This is a genomic window from Pseudomonas sp. MPB23, from assembly GCF_046605395.1.
Taxonomy (GTDB): Bacteria; Pseudomonadota; Gammaproteobacteria; order Pseudomonadales; family Pseudomonadaceae; genus Aquipseudomonas.
The window spans coordinates 3,303,690-3,319,759 of sequence record NZ_CP176771.1; the positions used below are offsets into that span (position 1 = coordinate 3,303,690).

The window sequence follows — 16,070 nt, forward strand, 5'->3', positions numbered from 1 at the left end:
GGCGCGATCAGCGCCGGGATGCCGGGATGAACGCCACACTGCCTTCCTCACGTGGCTTGAACAGCCGCTCGCCATTGTCCGGTTGGGTCGTGATCAGTTGATGATCCGCCCCCAGGTAGGCCAATGGCGTCGGGTCGTCCTTGGAAAACGCCGCGACAATAATCGTGCGCCGCGGGTCGAAGTGCTGGCCGCTGGTGGTGTCCAGCCAGGCCGTGAACGCGGCGCTGTCGCCCTGGCGCGGGAAGTCCTGGGTCTGGGCGACGTAGTAGAACGGTTGGCCGCCATTTTGCAGGTACATGGGCAATTTGTTGTCGACTTCCACCAGCACCATCTGCCATTGGTTCCAGGGAGCGGTTTTGACGGCTTGGGCCTGCACGTCCTGGGCGAAGCGGGTCACGCCGCCGTTGCCGTTGGACCAGGGATAGGCCGCGCCGAGGATCAGCAGCATCAGCGCGGCGGCGCAGGCAAAACCCTTTTGCCAGCGCGGCCGACTGGCGGGTTTTTTCTCCAGCCGTTCGCTCAGCCACCACGCGCCCAACAACTGCGCGAACGGCACCAGCGGCAGCACGTAGTAGCTGCGCCGGCTGCCGCTGGCGGTGAAGAACACAAACAACAGGCCCAGGCCCCACACCAGCCAACGCACAGTGGGCGGCGTCTGGCGCCAGTGCCGCACGGCCAGCCACAGGCCGAGCAGCCAGCACGGAACCCAGGGCAGGGTGTAGGCCGGCAGGTAAATGAGGTAGGTGTAAATCGGCCCCATATGGTCGAACGGGTCGAAGAAGCGCACCACGTTTTCCCGGAACACCAGGGCCAGGCCGCTCTCGCCATAGGTCGGTGCGCCGTAGACGCGGGACAGCACGAACGGCGTGGCATACACCGCCGTGGCGATCAGCAGCGCCAGCAGCAGGCGCAGATTGAGGTGACGTTTGTAGCGCTGCTCGCTGAGCACGTGCGGCAGCAGCACCAGGCCGGGCAGCACGAAGCCGATCAGGCCCTTGAGCAGGGACGTCAGCGCCAGTATCAGGAAAAACACCGTGTAGCGCCCCAGTCGCGTGTCATCCGGCCCGCGCCAGTACCACCACACGGCCGCCAGCACGCCGCACACGGTGAGCACGTCCGCCGTGGCCACGCGCGCCCAGAACAGGAAGTAGAAGGTGGTGGCGAGCATCCAGCCGGCGATCAACCCCGTGCCCTTGGCGAACAGGCGTTCGCCGATCAGGTACACCAGCCACACGCTCAACCAGGCGCCGATCACCGATGGCAGGCGCAACGACCAGGGGCCGAGGCCGCCCATCAGGTGGGCGAAACCGGTGATCAGCCAGTAGGACGGCAGGGGTTTGTCGTAATACGGCACGCCCTTGAGGTACGGGTCGAAATAGTCGCCGCTTTGCAGCATCTGCATGGCGATGTTCGCCCAGCGGGTTTCCGGGCCCCATAGGTCGCGGGCGCCGAGGCCGGTGAGCAGCAGCAGGGCCGAAACGCCCAGCAAGAGCAGCAGGGCGCCGCGCTCAGTCCGGAAAAATCGAAGCATCAAGGCACCTGCGGGTAGAGGATCAGTTCCAGGTGGCCCCTGGTATAGCGTTTGCCGCCCAGCGGCAGTTGCCCGGCCTCGCGCATTTCACTGGTGCTGCTGACCTGCAGCAGCACGCCGACCGGACCGCGCCGGCGCGCTTCGGCGAGCCAGGCCTGGACTTGATCCAATGCCACTTTGCGCTGCGCCGAATCTGCGTATTGCAGGCCGTATTGCAGTTCACCCTCGGTGTTGTACAGCGTTACGTCCGCGCGCTTCAGGCGCCAGGCCAGCGCGCTGGCGTTTTCCAGGGTATTGCCCAGCAAAGCGTGGGTTTGCTGCAACTCATCCAGGTGCTCAAGTACAAACTGGTCGGGCATTTCGTTGTCCGTGATCTGCGCCGGCATGCTGGCCGGCAGCAGGATCACCAGCACGCCGATGCCCAGCGCCGGCATGGCCCACAGCGTCAGCGGGCGCATGGTTTGCAGCAGGTGGGTGAGGATCCACACCAGCAGCACGATAAAGGCCAGGGACAGGCTGAACATCTCGGCATGGCTGTGGCCATACAGCGGCCTGGCGACTTGCAGGTAGATCAGGCCGATCATGGCCACCACGCCGATCGCCACATTGAGCAGGCCATTGAGGCACAGGGCGCGCGCTTTGCCGCGGTGGAGCAGGTCGATCAGGGTGTGTCCCATCAGCAAGGCCAGGGGCAGCAGGCACGGCATGATGTAGGTCGGCAGCTTGCCGTTGCTCAGGCTGAAGAACCCCAGCGGCAGCAGCAGCCACAGGACCAGAAAGCCGATCGACGGCTGGCGCTTTTCCTTCCAGGCCTGTAGCAGGGTGTTGGGCAGCAGCCCGGCCCAGGGCAAGCAGGACACCACCAGAATCGGCAGGAAAAACCACCACGGCCGCACGTGTTGCGCGTTGTCGGCGCTGAAGCGGCGAATGTGTTCGTTCCAGAAGAAAAAGCGCCAGAAGTCCGGTTCCTGCAGGTGGATCGCCATGACCCACGGCAGGCACACCAGCGCGGCCACTCCCACCGCCAACGGGCCGTACACGAGCAACTCCCCCAGGCGCCGTTGCCAGAGCATGTACGGCACGGCAATCAGCACCGGCAATGCCCAGGCCAGAAAGCCTTTGGTCATGAACCCCATGGCGCAGGCCAGCCCGAGCACCGCCCAGGCGATCAGACGGTGGCGAGTGGTGGTGCTGTCGAGGGCGAACCACAGGGCTACCAGGCTGAGGTTGACCCACAGGGTGAATTGCGGATCGAGGTTGGAATACCCGGCTTGCCCGGCCACCAGGCCAAAGCTCAGGTAGAGCAGGGCGCAGGCGAAACTTTTGCGCGGGTCATTCCACAACCGACGGGCAATCAGGTAGGCCAGCAGCACGCTCAAACCGCTGGTCAGGGCCGAGGCGATGCGCACGCCGAACAGGTTCTGGCCAAACACCGCCTGGCCCAGGGCGATCAGCCAATAGCCGGCGGCCGGTTTTTCGAAATAACGGATGCCCATGTAATGCGGCGACACCCAGTTGCCGCTCAGCAGCATTTCCTGGCTGACCTGGGCGTAGCGCGTCTCGTCCGGCGTCCATAAACCGTGCAGGCCCAGGGGCAACAGATAAAACGCAGCGAAGGCCAATAATAAAATCGGCAGGGGTTTTAATCGGGTCATGATAACGTCGCTCCTTGACGTTTAATGGCGCAATGTTGAAGTGACGAAGTAACCGCCGTCACTAAATAACAGAAAGTATTCATGACGTCCTTAATCAAAGGGCGCAACTAAACATGCCAGAAGAAGGCTGTCTTTTTGCTGAACATTAATCGCAGAAGCAGGCGCTAGAGCATTTAGCGTTGTTTTAACGCATTCGGCCAATCCGGATTTTTCACAATACCCAGGGACTTGAATTTACCGTTGGGCAGTACCTGCACAAACAGCGCGCTGCCGTATTCGGGAAACCGGGCATGGGGGAAGCCCAGGGCGGTTTCGAAGTCGGCGATACAGCCGCTGTGGGTGACAAATACCAGGTTGCGTCCGGGCTGTTTATTGCTGAGCAATTCCTCACCCATGGCCGCACCGCAGACGGCGGTCTGGCTGGCGGTCGTATCGGTTTTGCCAAACATGAAACGCGCGGTCTGGGCCGTGCGAATGGCCGGGCTGGCGAGTACGTCGCTGCCGTCCATGCCCAAGGATTTAAAGGCTTTGCCCAGGTTTTCAGCGTGCTGGCTGCCGTTGATCGTCACGCCTTCGACCGGCCCCAGGCACGGGTTGGTCGAGCGGTCGCAGCGCTCTTCATGACGCACCAGCACGATCAGATCGCCGTCGCGCCACAGTGGCAATACCTGGGACGTCAGCAGGCGATCGCCCACCCCCAGGTCACGGGGAGACGCCGGCCACAGCAGGCTGGCAGTGAGCAGCAGACCGATCACGGCGATGCCCAGCCACAGCGCTTTCGGGCGCTTGATTAAGGCCCGCAGCGAGCGCGGCTTGGTCAAGGTCAGGTCGATCACTTTATTCACCATGGGCACTGTTGGCAGTGTTGTATTCAATTAGGCGCAACGTGTTGGCGGGTGCCCGTAGCCAAAAAGAAACTGTCACAGAGTTGCTGTCTTTTCGCTGAACGGAGGCCGTTAAAAGTTGCCACCCGTGGCAACTAACAAGTTGCCGGCGAGTCACCCGTGGCCGGCAATTTAAAAGGCGGCGAGTCGGTGCGCGGTGAAATGCATGTGAAAAATTTGCATGGCCTCGATCCGCAGCCGTTATTCTCGATGGCCGTCCCTCAAACGAGCGTTCCCATGCTGCAGGTGCAAGGTGTTTTCAAAAGCTATGCCACGCCCCAGGGCCCGTTGGCGGTGTTGGCCGGCGTCGACCTGCACTTGGCGGCGCGCAGCAGCCTGGCGTTGATGGGCGAGTCGGGCAGCGGCAAGAGCACGCTCATGCATCTGGTGGCGGGTCTCGATCGGGTGGATGGCGGCAGCATTCAAGTCGGCGAGCGGCGCCTCGACCGGATGAGTGAAGCGCAACTGGCCCACTGGCGTCGCACCGAGATCGGCCTGGTGTTCCAGCAGTTCAACCTGATCGGCAGCTTGCGCGTCGACGCCAACCTGGCCTTCCAGGCGCGGCTGGCGGGGCGCTTCGATGCCCAATGGCAAGCGCAACTGGTGGAACGCCTGGGCCTCGGGGATTTGCTCAAGCGTTACCCGGAACAACTCTCGGGCGGCCAGCAACAACGGGTAGCGGTGGGGCGCGCGCTGGCCTCGCGCCCAGGCTTGCTGTTGGCCGACGAACCCACCGGCAACCTCGACGAGGCCACCAGCGACGAAGTGCTGCAATTGATGCTGGAGCTGTTGCGCGACACGCCCACCAGCCTGTTGATGGTCACCCACAGCCCATGCATCGCTGCACGCCTGGACCGCCAGGTGGTGCTGCAGCGCGGTCGCTTGCTGCCAGCGGACGAGCGCTGAGATGGCGGTGTTTGTGTGGACGCTGCGCGCGCTGCTCAGCCATTGGCGGCGGCACCCCGTGCAGTTTTTCAGCGTGCTCACCGGCCTGTGGCTCGCCACCGCGTTGTTGACCGGGGTGCAGGCGCTCAACAGCCAGGCGCGTGACAGCTATGCCCGCGCCAGCCAATTGATCGGCGGCGAACCCCAGGCCAGCCTCAGCGCGCCGGACGGATCCGGTTTCCCGCAGGCGCTGTTCGCCCAGTTGCGCCGCGCCGGGTGGCCGGTGTCGCCGGTGGTCCAGGGGCGGCTGCAGCTCAAGGGGCATGAGGACGTGCGCCTGCAATTGATGGGCATCGACCCGGTGTCGTTGCCCGGCAGCGGCGCGGTGGCCGGGCAACGTTTGAGCCAGGCGCAAATGCTCGCCTTCTTCGAACCGCCGGGGCGTACCTGGATCGCCCCGCAGACCTTGCAGGCCCTGGGGCTGCACGCCGGTGAGCAAGCGCTGACGCTGAGCGGGCAGCGCCTGCCGCCCTTGCAGGTGCAGGCCGACATGGCGCCCGGCCTGCTGCTCACCGACATCGGTTTCGCCCAGCCGCTGTTGGCGATGCCCGGCCAACTGTCGCGCCTGCTAGTGGACAAGGCCTTCGCCGCCGGCCATCCCGCGCCGCCGGCCGAACTGCAACTCCAGCAGGCCGAGGACAATAACCTCGCACGCCTGACTGAGAGCTTTCACCTGAACCTCGACGCGCTGGGCTTTCTGTCCTTCGTGGTGGGCTTGTTCATCGTGCACGCCGCCATCGGCCTGGCCCTGGAACAACGGCGCGGACTGCTGCGCACCCTGCGCGCCTGTGGGGTCAGTGCGCGGATGTTGATCCTCGGCCTGGGCGTCGAACTGGGCGCGTTGTCGGTGCTCGGCGGTGTGCTGGGGGTCGCCAGCGGTTACCTGCTGGCCAGCCTGCTGCTGCCGGATGTGGCCGCCAGCCTGCGCGGCCTGTATGGCGCCGAGGTGCCGGGGCAATTGAACCTGAGCCCGTGGTGGTGGCTGGCGGGACTGGGCTTGAGCTTGCTCGGCGCGTTGCTCGCCGGCGCCGGCAGCCTGTGGCGCGCGGCGCGTTTGCCGTTGCTGGCGCTGGCCAACGCCCAGGCCTGGCAGGAGGCCCATGGACGCTGGTTGCGGCGCCAGGGCTGGGTCGCGGCCTCGGCGCTGCTGATTGCGCTGCTGGCGCTGTGGCAGGGCGACAGCCTGGCCGCCGGCTTTGTGCTGATGGCAGCCTTGCTGCTCGGCGCCGCCCTCGGTTTGCCCGTGCTGCTCAACGGCCTGTTGACGACCGTGCTGGGGCGCAGCCGTTCGGTGCTGGGTCAATGGTTTCTCGCCGACTGCCGCCAGCAATTGCCGGCCCTGAGCCTGGCCCTGATGGCGCTGCTGTTGGCCCTGGCGGCGAACATCGGTGCAGGTTCGATGACCTCGGGCTTTCGTCACACCTTCTCGAACTGGTTGGAACAACGCCTCACCGCCGAGCTATACCTCAACCCGCAAACCCCGGCCCAGGCGCAACAACTCGGCAGTTGGCTGATGCAGCAACCGTTGGTGCAGACGGTGCTGCCCACCTGGCAGGTCGCCGTGCAATTGCAGGGCTGGCCGGCGGACCTGTTCGGCGTGGTCGACGACCCGACCTATCGCCAGCACTGGCCGTTGCTCGACGCCGCCAGCACGCCGTGGGACCGCTTGCAGCACGACGACACGCTGATGCTCAGCGAGCAACTGGCGCGGCGGCTGGCGGTGCAGCTCGGCGATACGCTGAGCATTCCCACGCCGCAAGGGCCTTGGGCTCCCACGGTGGTGGGGATCTACGCCGATTACGGCAACCCCAAGGGCCACATCCTGGTCAATTCTGCGCACCTGCTGGCCCATTGGCCGACGCTGGCGCCGGCGCGCTTCAACCTGCGGGTGTCGCCGGACAACGTGGCGCCGCTGGTGCATGAGGTGCAGCGCGCCTTTGCCCTGGATGACAGCCGTATCGTCGATCAGCAGCAGCTCAAAGGCTGGTCGAGTCAAGTGTTCGAGCGCACCTTCGCCGCGACCGCCGCCCTCAACAGCCTGACCCTGGGCGTGGCCGGCGTGGCGCTGTTCATCAGCCTGCTGACCCAGAGCCAAAGCCGCCTGGGCCAACTCGCACCGCTGTGGGCACTGGGGGTGACGCGCCGCCAATTGATGCTGCTGAACCTGGGCCAGACCTGGCTGCTGGCGGTGCTCACCTTGATCCTGGCGTTGCCCCTGGGCCTGCTGTTGGCGTGGTGCCTGGACGCAGTGATCAACGTGCAGGCGTTTGGCTGGCGCCTGCCGTTGCAGGTATTCCCCTGGCAGTTGGCGCAATTGCTCGGCCTGGCGCTGCTGGCCACGCTCCTGGCCTCGGCCTGGCCGCTGTGGCAGTTGTACCGCAGCCGTCCGGCTGACCTGTTGAGGACATTTGCCCATGAAGCGTAAGGCGCTGCTGTGCGCGGTTTTGGTGTTATTGAGCGCGTGCGATGCGCCCCCCGCGCCGCCGGAAAGCTTCGCCGGCCTGGGCAGTGACGCCGCGGACTTTGCCCAGGTGGTGCCGGGAAAAGTCTTCAGCTTCCCCGAAGACCACGGCCCCCACGACGGCTTTCGCATCGAGTGGTGGTACGTCACCGCCAACCTCAAGGATGCCCAGGGCAATGCGTTCGGCGTGCAATGGACGCTGTTTCGCAACGCCCTCAAGGCCGGGCCGAGCCAGGCGGGCTGGCAAGACGCGACGATTTGGCTCGGCCACGCCGCCGTCACTTCCGCGACCCGGCATTACGCCGCCGAACGTTACGCCCGTGGCGGCGTCGGCCAGGCCGGGGCCCAGGCGGCGCCGTTCGATGCCTGGATCGACGACTGGCGTTTCTCCACCCGCGCCGGTGCCGTGAGCCCCCTGGCGGATATGCAACTCAAGGCCAGCGGCGCGCAATTTGCCTACGACCTGCACCTGACCTCCAGCCGCCCGCTGGTGCAGCAGGGCGAGAACGGCTACAGCCGTAAATCCGACCAGGGCCAGGCGTCGTACTACTACAGCCAGCCGTTTTTTCGCGCCGAAGGCAGCGTCACCATCGACGGTAAAACCTACCAGGTCAGCGGCCCCGCCTGGCTCGACCGCGAATGGAGCAGCCAACCCTTGAGCGCCAGCCAGACCGGCTGGGACTGGTTCTCCCTGCACCTGGACCGTGGCGAGCAGTTGATGCTGTTTCGGGTGCGGCAAACCGACGGCACGTCCTACCTGACCGGCACCTGGATCGACCGCGAGGGCCATACCCAAACCCTGCACAACGCCGATATCCAACTGACGCCGGTGCAAACCACGCGCATCGACGGGCGCAACCTGCCCACACGCTGGTCGCTGAAAATACCCGGCAAACAGTTGGATATCACCACCGAGGCCGTCAACCCGAACGCCTGGATGAACTTGAGCATCCCTTACTGGGAAGGGCCGGTGCGGTTCGAGGGTGGGGTGGGTTACCTGGAGATGACCGGTTATTAGGTTTGGGAAATTTCCTACAAAAAATACTGGACATCCATACAGTATATGGCTAGATTCCATCCCAGGTGACCGGATGTCACCTGACCTTCAGTTTTTAACTATGGATGGATAAAAAATGAAATCGAAAAAAGCCTTTATGCTGGGCGCGGCCATGGCGGCCACCTGCTTCGTTTCGGCCTTTGCCCTGGCCGCGCAATATCCCTCGCAACCGCTCCCCACACTGAGCGCCCAAGCGGTCAAGCAAGCCGCTGAAAAAGCGCTGAAGTCGGGGGGCACGCTGGCGTCCAAGCCTATCTCCGCGCCGTTGCAGCAAAAGCTCAAGGCGGCCATGGCGGTGAAAGCCGCCGGTCAGTCCAAGGCGGTTGCCAGCAAGGCGGCGACAGTCACCACGGTGGTCACCGTCGACAGCGAAGTGAAGAAACCCGCTCAGGACGCCCTCAAAACGGCGGTCGCCGAGTTTGTACCGCTGTTTCCGACGCTGGACGTCAACACCCTGTACACCATCACCGAGGTGCAAACCGGCCAGGCGTTCCCTTACCACTTCAACCTGCCGCAGAGCGCTCGGGTGCTGGTGCAACTGATCGACCAGAGTGCCGGCGCCAACATGTCCCTGAGCCTGTTTCGCGATGATGGCCAGGGCAACCCGCAGTTGATCGACACGTCCGATAACCCCGGCAACGCCGACGAGTACCTCGGCGGTGTGCTGCCGGCGGGGGATTACTACTGGTACATGGTGGCCAACGCGGCCGACAACGCACAATTCAGTTTTGGCGTGGCGGTGGACACCAATATCGACGCCTATGAACCCAATGACACACCCCAGGCCTCGTTCGTACTGCCCGATGCCCTGAACAGAGTGACGGGCAATATCGACAACCCCAACGATGTCGATTACTTCGCGTTCCAGGCCACCCGTGGCCAGAACGTGGCGATGTCCTTGAGCGACGATAAAAAGGGCGTGCGCGATCAGTGGATCTTCGAGCGCCTGGAGGGCAACAACTGGGTCCTGGTCCCGGCCGGCACCAGCCTGACCACCTCCGGTGTGGCGCCGGGTTATGTCGCCCAGGTGCGGGTACGGGCCAACCCGGCCGTGGTCCAGGACCCCACGGCGCAGTACCGGCTCACCCTGGGGTCGGCGCCGCGCTTGAACACCTTCGATGTGAAGGGCGACAACATCGTGCGCGTGCCGTATTCGGTGTTCTCCCTGGCGACCCAGACCGCGCGGACGTTGAACTGGTCGACCCAGTGGTCCGACTCCACGGGGGCGCCGCTGTTGGGCGTGACGCCGATCCTGCGTGTCGACAAGCGCTTTGACGGCGCGGAGTTTCACTGGACCGACTTCAAGGCCACCACCAACAGTGCGGGGGCGTCCCTGGCCAGCGCCGGCCTGGGTGAGTGCTTTGGCGAGTACCGCGTGGTAATCCCGGACAGCAGCACCGGCGTGGCGTACAACTGGGACACCACCTTCAACTTCGGTGGCTGGCGTATCGAGTTGGACGAATTCCCCGGTGTGGGGGTAGGGGGCGACAACGTGCCGTATGTGAGCCTGGGGCATATCTGCACCCAGGACATCACACACTGATACGCCATCGTCAATGAGCGGGGGCAGCCTGACCGGGCTGCCCTTTTTTCATTCCGCCGGCGCCAATGCCAGGGCCAACGGCAAGCGCGCCATGCTCGTGTTCTTCAATGAGCCCAGGTACAACCAGTCGCCATATTCCCGCGCGGTGGTGATCGGCGAGTAATTGCCCGCGCTGCCATCCTGCAGATTGGCGATGACCTTGCCCTCGGTGTCCAGCCCCAGCACAAAGCCTTTGCGCTCGATGGGCTTGGGCACCACCATCAGCGCGCGCACCATCACCTTGCGCAGCAGCGGGTAGCCGGCAACGCTGTCGAGCAACGGATTGCGCGGTGAGTACAGCGCCACCCAGAAGCGGTCCCGACCGTTGAAACTGAGGTTGTCCGGCAGGCCCGGCAGGTTGTCGATAAACAGGTCATGGCTGCCGGCGCGCTCGCCCTTGAGCCAATAGCGGCTGATGCGATAGGCCCCGGTTTCATTGACCAGCACGTAGCGTTCATCCGGGCCCAGGGCCACACCGTTGGCGAATTGCAGCTGGTCCAGCAACACCTCGGTGCTGCCGCTGCTGAAGTCATAGCGCAACAGCCGCCCATCGCCGCCATGTTCGATCACCGCCTCGCCATCCTGGCCGTAACCCCAACGGCTCGACGCATCGCTGAAATACGCATAACGACCGCTGGCGTCCACGGCCACGTCGTCGGTAAAGCCAAAGGGCACGCCATTGGCGGCGGTGCTCAAGGTGCTGAGCTGGCGATTGGCGTCCAGCGCCAGCAGGCCCTTGATCCCATCGGCAATGATCAAGCGCCCATCCGGGTGCAGCGCCAGGCCCAGCGGGCGACCGCCGGTATTGGCCAGCACGTCCAGGCTGCGGCTGTCGGGCGAAGTGCGGATGATGCGCCCGTCATGCAGCCCGCTGATCAGCCAACCCTGGGCATCCAGCACCAAGGCCTCGGGCCCGGTGATGTCCTGGGCGCCGATTCTCTGCACGCCCTTGAGGCGCTGGTTTTGCGCGTAGGGGCCGTCCTTCATCGACGGCGCCTTGGGCGGCGTCCAGTTCACCGGTTGCACCGGGGTGGGCATCAGCAGCAGAAACGCGATCACCGCCAGCAGCAGGACAAACAACAGATGACGCAGTTTTTTTGGACGGGTACTCATGACGATTCCTGGTGGTCGGAGGGGCCCGGCTGCCTGCATCGGGCGAGTTCCGGGCAGGCGACTCGGTGTTTTTTTGTTGGAGGGTGAGCTTAGTCGGCGGTGGGGAATCCGCGAGTTTTTGCCCAGGTGCGCCCATCGGCGTTGGGAGGGGCGTTGCGCCCACCGTTGAGCCGTGGCGACCAACGGCCCCTTGCATCGGCATCAGTTACTTGCTAGCTTCTGGCAAAATGTTAACGATAACATTTGCTCTAACAATAAAAACAAAACAGAGACCCACGCCATGAAAATGCTCCCGAAAACCCTGTGTTTATTGGCTGTAAGCATCGCCCTCGGCACCGCCTCCACCGCCTTTGCCGAGGCGGCCAAACCGATTCGCATCGGTGCATCCTTCCAGGAAATCAACAACCCTTATTTCGTCACCATGAAAAACGCCCTGGAAGAAGCCGGCGCGACCATCGGTGCGAAACTGATCATCACCGACGCCCGTCACGACGTGTCCAAGCAGGTCAGCGATGTGGAAGACATGCTGCAAAAAGGCATCGATATCCTGCTGATCAACCCCACGGATTCGGTCGGCGTGCAATCGGCGGTCAAATCCGCGCACGCCGCCGGTGTCGTGGTGGTGGCGGTGGACGCCCAGGCCGAAGGCCCGCTGGATTCCTTCGTCGGCTCGAAGAACTTCGACGCCGGTTTCCAGGCCTGCGAATACCTGGCCAAACACATCGGCGACAAAGGCAATATCGCCATCCTCGACGGCATTGCCGTGGTGCCGATCCTGGAGCGTGTGCGCGGTTGCAAAGAGGCGGTGGCCAAGCACCCGGACATCAAGATTGTCAGCATCCAGAACGGCAAGCAGGAACGTGACCAGGCGCTGACCGTCACCGAGAACATGCTGCAGGCCCAGCCCACCCTCAAGGGCATTTTCAGCGTCAACGACAATGGCTCCCTTGGCGCACTCTCGGCCATCGAAGCCAGCGGCCTGGACGTGAAACTGGTGAGCGTCGACGGCGCGCCGGAAGCGATCAAGGCGATCCAGAAACCCGGCAGTAAATTCATCGCCACCTCCGCCCAATATCCCCGCGACCAGATCCGCCTCGCCCTGGGCATTGCCCTGGCCAAGAAGTGGGGCGCGCAAGTGCCCGCCACGCTTCCGGTGGACATCACCCTGATCGACCAGGCCAAGGCCAAGGACTTCAGCTGGTAAATCGTCCAGGCCCCACGCCAACCGTGGGGCCTTGAGGTCTCCTTCTGAATACGAGGTCGGCGGTATGAGCAGTCTTCTGAAGCTGGAAAACATCTGTAAGCGTTACCCTGGGGTGCAGGCCCTCAAGTCCATCAACCTGCAAGTCGAGCGCGGTGAAATTCATGCGTTGCTCGGGGAAAACGGCGCGGGCAAATCGACCCTGATGAAGATCCTCGGCGGCGTCGAGCATCAGGACGAAGGGCAGATCCTGATCGACGGTCAGCCCCGGCATTTTGCGACTTACCGCGATGCGATCGGCGCCGGCATCGGCATCGTGTTCCAGGAATTCAGCCTGATTCCCTACCTCACGGCGGTGGAAAATATCTTCCTCGGCCATGAGCTGAGCAATCGCTTCGGCCTGCTGCGCAAGCGCGAGATGATCGAGGCGAGCGAAGCGTTGTTCAAACGCCTGGGCGTGACGATTGACCTGCACTGCGCAGTCAAGCACCTGAGCGTGGCCGAGCAGCAGTTCGTCGAAATCGCTAAGGCCCTGGCCCTGGATGCGCGCCTGTTGGTGCTCGACGAACCCACCGCGACCCTCACGCCCAGCGAAGCCGAGCTGCTGTTCGACATCATGCGCGAGCTCAAGCGCCAGGGCGTGGCGGTGATTTTCATCTCCCATCACCTCGAGGAAATTTTCCAGGTGTGCGACCGCATCAGCGTGCTGCGCGACGGCGGCAATGTGGGCGTGACCGCCGTGGCCGACAGCGACATCGACCACCTGGTGGAAATGATGGTCGGCCGTCGCCTCGAATGCAGCTTCCCGCCCAAGCCCGGCGACGGCCTCGGCCCGCTGCTGTTGGAGGTCAAGGACATCCAACTGGTGCGCAACGGCCCGCGCAACCGCTTCGATCTGCATAAGGGCGAGATCCTCGGCTTTGCCGGGCTGGTCGGTTCCGGCCGCACCGAACTGGCCCTGGGCATGATGGGCGCGTTGCCGTCGGTGAGCAAAGAGGTGTGGCTGCGTGGCGAGAAAGTCAGCCTCGACGACCCGGCCCAAGCCCTGGCCCACGGCATCGGCCTGCTCCCGGAGAGCCGCAAGAGCGAAGGGCTGATCACCGATTTCAGCATTCGTGAAAACATCTCCCTGAACAACCTGCCCAAATACCAGAACGCCAGTGGCCTGATCGACAAGGCCAGGGAGTGCGCCAGCGTCGAAGCGCTGATGCGCCAACTGTCGATCAAGGCCCCCAGTGGCGAGAGCCGCGTGTTCAACCTCAGTGGCGGCAACCAGCAAAAGGTGGTGATCGCACGCTGGATCAACCATCACTGCGACGTGCTGGTGTTCGACGAACCCACCCGTGGCATCGACGTCGGTGCCAAGGCGCAGATCTACGCGCTGATGCGCAGCCTCACGGAGCAGGGCTACGCAATCATCATGATTTCCTCCGAACTGCCCGAAGTCATCGGCATGTGCGACCGCGTCGCCGTGTTCCACAAAGGCGCGATCGTCAAGGTACTCGAAGGCGCCGCCGTCAATCCTCAAGAGGTCATGCGCCATGCAACAGGGGGCTCCAGTGAATACATCCATTAACGTCATCGACGCCAGCCGGCTGCGCCTGAACCTGGCGCGGCTGGTGCGCTCGCCGGCCTTCTACCCGTTCATAGGGCTGGTGGTGGTGACCGTGGTGATGATCTTCGCCAGCGACACTTTCCTCACCGCCAGCAACCTGTCGAACATCGCGCGCCAGGTGTCGATCAACGCGATCATCGCGGTGGGCATGACCTGCGTGATCCTCACCGGCGGTATTGATCTGTCGGTGGGGCCGGTGATGGCGTTGTCCGGCACCTTGACCGCCGGGCTGATGGTCGCGGGCCTGCCGCCGGGCCTGGCGATTGGCGCCGGGATGCTGATCGGCGTGGCCTTCGGTGTCGGCAACGGCCTGTTCGTCGCCTACCTGCACATGCCGCCGATCATCGTGACCCTGGCGACCATGGGCATCGCCCGTGGCCTGGGCCTGATGTACACCGATGGCTACCCGATTTCCGGGTTGCCGGAGTGGTTCGGTTTCTTCGGCCGCCAGAGCCTGTTCGGCATTGAAGTGCCGATCCTGATCATGCTGATCACCTACGCCGCCGCGTATGTGCTGCTGCAACACACACGCATCGGTCGCTACATCTACGCCATCGGCGGCAATGAAGAAGCGGTGCGCTTGTCTGGCGTGCGCGCGGCGCGCTTCAAATTGCTGGTGTACGCCATCAGCGGCCTGACGGCGGCGATTGCCGGGCTGGTGCTCACTTCGCGCTTGATGAGCGGCCAGCCGAATGCCGGCGTGTCCTTCGAGCTGGACGCGATTGCCGCCGTGGTACTGGGCGGAGCCTCGATCGCCGGCGGGCGCGGGGTGATCGTCGGCACCTTGCTCGGCGCCATGCTGCTGGGCGTCTTGAACAACGGATTGAACATGCTCGGGGTCTCGCCCTACGTCCAGAGCGTGATCAAGGGCGGGATCATTTTGCTGGCGATTTTTATCAGCCGTCAGCGCCATCGTTAACTACCTCTGCACACAGGACCGAACACCATGGATAAGCACACTGACATGCAAGCCGTCGTCTGCCACGGCCCCAAAGACTACCGCCTGGAACGCATCGGCAAACCCCAGGCGCGCCCTCATGAACTGGTGATCCGCATCGCCGCCTGCGGCATCTGCGCCAGTGACTGCAAATGCCACTCGGGCGCGGCGATGTTCTGGGGCGGCGACAACCCCTGGGTCAAGGCGCCGGTGGTGCCCGGCCACGAGTTTTTCGGCTACGTGGTGGAAGCGGGCGAGGGCGCCGAGGAGCACTTTGAAGTCCAGGTGGGCGACAAGGTGATCGCCGAGCAGATCGTGCCCTGCGGCAAGTGCCGTTTCTGCAAATCGGGCAAATACTGGATGTGCGAAGTGCACAACATCTTCGGCTTCCAGCGTGAAGTGGCCGAAGGCGGCATGGCCCAGTACATGCGCATCCCCAAGACCGCCATCGTGCACAAGATCCCCGAATCGGTGTCCCTGGAAGACTCGGCGCTGGTGGAGCCCATGGCGTGCTCGATCCACACGGTCAATCGCGGCGATGTGCAGCTCGATGACGTGGTGGTGATCGCCGGCGCCGGCACGCTCGGCCTGTGCATGGTGCAGGTTGCCGCGTTGAAGACGCCGAAGAAACTGGTGGTGATCGACATGGTCGACGAGCGTCTGGCCCTGGCGAAGCAATTCGGCGCCGATGTGGTGATCAACCCGTCCCGCGACAATGCCCGTGACATCATCAATGGCCTGACCGATCACTACGGTTGCGACGTGTACATCGAAACCACCGGCGTACCGGCAGGCGTGACCCAGGGCCTGGACCTGATCCGCAAGCTCGGGCGCTTCGTCGAGTTCAGCGTGTTCGGCGCCGAGACCAGCGTCGACTGGTCGATCATCGGCGACCGCAAGGAACTGGACGTGCGCGGTGCTCACCTCGGGCCGTATTGCTACCCGATCGCCATCGACCTGTTCGAGCGCGGCCTGGTCACCTCCAAAGGCATCGTCACCCACGACTTCCCGCTCGACGATTACGCCGAAGCGTTCGAACTGGCCAACTCGACGAAGTCGATCAAGGTGCTGCTCAAGCCGGTGGTGTGA

At 63.9% G+C, this 16,070-nt stretch carries 12 protein-coding genes; 8 read left to right on the forward strand and 4 right to left on the reverse strand.

All coding sequences use genetic code 11. The features are described 5' to 3' along the window. Positions 1–7 precede the first annotated feature (7 nt). The 3 genes from ACLH0J_RS15390 to ACLH0J_RS15400 form a co-directional block, all read right to left on the reverse strand. Positions 8–1,531, reverse strand: coding sequence for an ArnT family glycosyltransferase (locus tag ACLH0J_RS15390; RefSeq protein WP_411392665.1), 1,524 nt, complete (start codon positions 1,529–1,531; stop codon positions 8–10). Further along, positions 1,531–3,186, reverse strand: a complete 1,656-nt coding sequence (gene arnT, locus ACLH0J_RS15395) for a lipid IV(A) 4-amino-4-deoxy-L-arabinosyltransferase (protein WP_411392666.1) — start codon at positions 3,184–3,186, stop codon at positions 1,531–1,533. Before arnT ends, ACLH0J_RS15390 begins: the two co-directional genes overlap by 1 nt. A 173-nt stretch (positions 3,187–3,359) precedes the next feature. Beyond that, positions 3,360–4,034: a histidine phosphatase family protein gene (locus ACLH0J_RS15400; RefSeq protein ID WP_411392667.1), complete on the reverse strand. Its 675-nt coding sequence runs from the start codon at positions 4,032–4,034 to the stop codon at positions 3,360–3,362. 273 nt (positions 4,035–4,307) lie between these two features. On the opposite strand from ACLH0J_RS15400, the gene ACLH0J_RS15405 reads away from it, so the two are divergent. The 4 genes from ACLH0J_RS15405 (at position 4,308) to ACLH0J_RS15420 (ending at position 10,076) form a co-directional block, all read left to right on the forward strand. After that, positions 4,308–4,976 carry an ABC transporter ATP-binding protein gene (locus tag ACLH0J_RS15405; protein WP_411392668.1) on the forward strand — a complete coding sequence of 223 codons (669 nt, stop codon included), beginning with the start codon at positions 4,308–4,310 and terminating at the stop codon, positions 4,974–4,976. A 1-nt stretch (position 4,977) separates the two neighbouring features. Next, the gene (locus ACLH0J_RS15410; RefSeq protein WP_411392669.1) at positions 4,978–7,440 is read left to right on the forward strand and encodes an FtsX-like permease family protein; all 2,463 of its coding nucleotides are present in this window, start codon (positions 4,978–4,980) and stop codon (positions 7,438–7,440) included. Beyond that, positions 7,430–8,494, forward strand: coding sequence for a lipocalin-like domain-containing protein (locus ACLH0J_RS15415; RefSeq protein WP_411392670.1), 1,065 nt, complete (start codon positions 7,430–7,432; stop codon positions 8,492–8,494). Before ACLH0J_RS15410 ends, ACLH0J_RS15415 begins: the two co-directional genes overlap by 11 nt. Positions 8,495–8,609: 115 nt before the next feature. Next, complete coding sequence (locus ACLH0J_RS15420) at positions 8,610–10,076, forward strand: hypothetical protein (protein WP_411392671.1); 1,467 nt, start codon at positions 8,610–8,612, stop codon at positions 10,074–10,076. Between the two features lie 48 nt (positions 10,077–10,124). Here the strand turns inward: ACLH0J_RS15420 and ACLH0J_RS15425 are convergent, their stop codons facing one another. After that, the gene (locus ACLH0J_RS15425) at positions 10,125–11,228 is read right to left on the reverse strand and encodes an SMP-30/gluconolactonase/LRE family protein (protein ID WP_411392672.1); all 1,104 of its coding nucleotides are present in this window, start codon (positions 11,226–11,228) and stop codon (positions 10,125–10,127) included. A gap of 280 nt (positions 11,229–11,508) precedes the next feature. Here ACLH0J_RS15425 and ACLH0J_RS15430 point away from each other — a divergent pair, with 280 nt between their 5' ends. The 4 genes from ACLH0J_RS15430 (at position 11,509) to ACLH0J_RS15445 (ending at position 16,070) form a co-directional block, all read left to right on the forward strand. Beyond that, the gene (locus tag ACLH0J_RS15430) at positions 11,509–12,432 is read left to right on the forward strand and encodes a substrate-binding domain-containing protein (protein WP_262050253.1); all 924 of its coding nucleotides are present in this window, start codon (positions 11,509–11,511) and stop codon (positions 12,430–12,432) included. A gap of 64 nt (positions 12,433–12,496) precedes the next feature. Continuing rightward, a complete protein-coding gene (locus ACLH0J_RS15435) occupies positions 12,497–14,005 on the forward strand; it encodes a sugar ABC transporter ATP-binding protein (protein WP_411392673.1) in 1,509 nt (502 codons plus the stop codon). Then, positions 13,971–14,963 carry an ABC transporter permease gene (locus ACLH0J_RS15440; RefSeq protein ID WP_411392674.1) on the forward strand — a complete coding sequence of 331 codons (993 nt, stop codon included), beginning with the start codon at positions 13,971–13,973 and terminating at the stop codon, positions 14,961–14,963. The genes ACLH0J_RS15435 and ACLH0J_RS15440 overlap by 35 nt, the downstream gene beginning before the upstream one ends. 27 nt (positions 14,964–14,990) lie before the next feature. After that, positions 14,991–16,070: an alcohol dehydrogenase catalytic domain-containing protein gene (locus ACLH0J_RS15445; protein ID WP_411392675.1), complete on the forward strand. Its 1,080-nt coding sequence runs from the start codon at positions 14,991–14,993 to the stop codon at positions 16,068–16,070.

Bases quoted from the DNA above. Each gene is read 5' to 3' on its own strand.
- ACLH0J_RS15390 (WP_411392665.1), bottom strand. From the start codon at position 1,531: ATGCTTCGATTTTTCCGGACTGAGCGCGGCGCCCTGCTGCTCTTGCTG.
- arnT (WP_411392666.1), bottom strand. From the start codon at position 3,186: ATGACCCGATTAAAACCCCTGCCGATTTTATTATTGGCCTTCGCTGCG.
- ACLH0J_RS15400 (WP_411392667.1), bottom strand. From the start codon at position 4,034: ATGGTGAATAAAGTGATCGACCTGACCTTGACCAAGCCGCGCTCGCTG.
- ACLH0J_RS15405 (WP_411392668.1), top strand. From the start codon at position 4,308: ATGCTGCAGGTGCAAGGTGTTTTCAAAAGCTATGCCACGCCCCAGGGC.
- ACLH0J_RS15410 (WP_411392669.1), top strand. From the start codon at position 4,978: ATGGCGGTGTTTGTGTGGACGCTGCGCGCGCTGCTCAGCCATTGGCGG.
- ACLH0J_RS15415 (WP_411392670.1), top strand. From the start codon at position 7,430: ATGAAGCGTAAGGCGCTGCTGTGCGCGGTTTTGGTGTTATTGAGCGCG.
- ACLH0J_RS15420 (WP_411392671.1), top strand. From the start codon at position 8,610: ATGAAATCGAAAAAAGCCTTTATGCTGGGCGCGGCCATGGCGGCCACC.
- ACLH0J_RS15425 (WP_411392672.1), bottom strand. From the start codon at position 11,228: ATGAGTACCCGTCCAAAAAAACTGCGTCATCTGTTGTTTGTCCTGCTG.
- ACLH0J_RS15430 (WP_262050253.1), top strand. From the start codon at position 11,509: ATGAAAATGCTCCCGAAAACCCTGTGTTTATTGGCTGTAAGCATCGCC.
- ACLH0J_RS15435 (WP_411392673.1), top strand. From the start codon at position 12,497: ATGAGCAGTCTTCTGAAGCTGGAAAACATCTGTAAGCGTTACCCTGGG.
- ACLH0J_RS15440 (WP_411392674.1), top strand. From the start codon at position 13,971: ATGCAACAGGGGGCTCCAGTGAATACATCCATTAACGTCATCGACGCC.
- ACLH0J_RS15445 (WP_411392675.1), top strand. From the start codon at position 14,991: ATGGATAAGCACACTGACATGCAAGCCGTCGTCTGCCACGGCCCCAAA.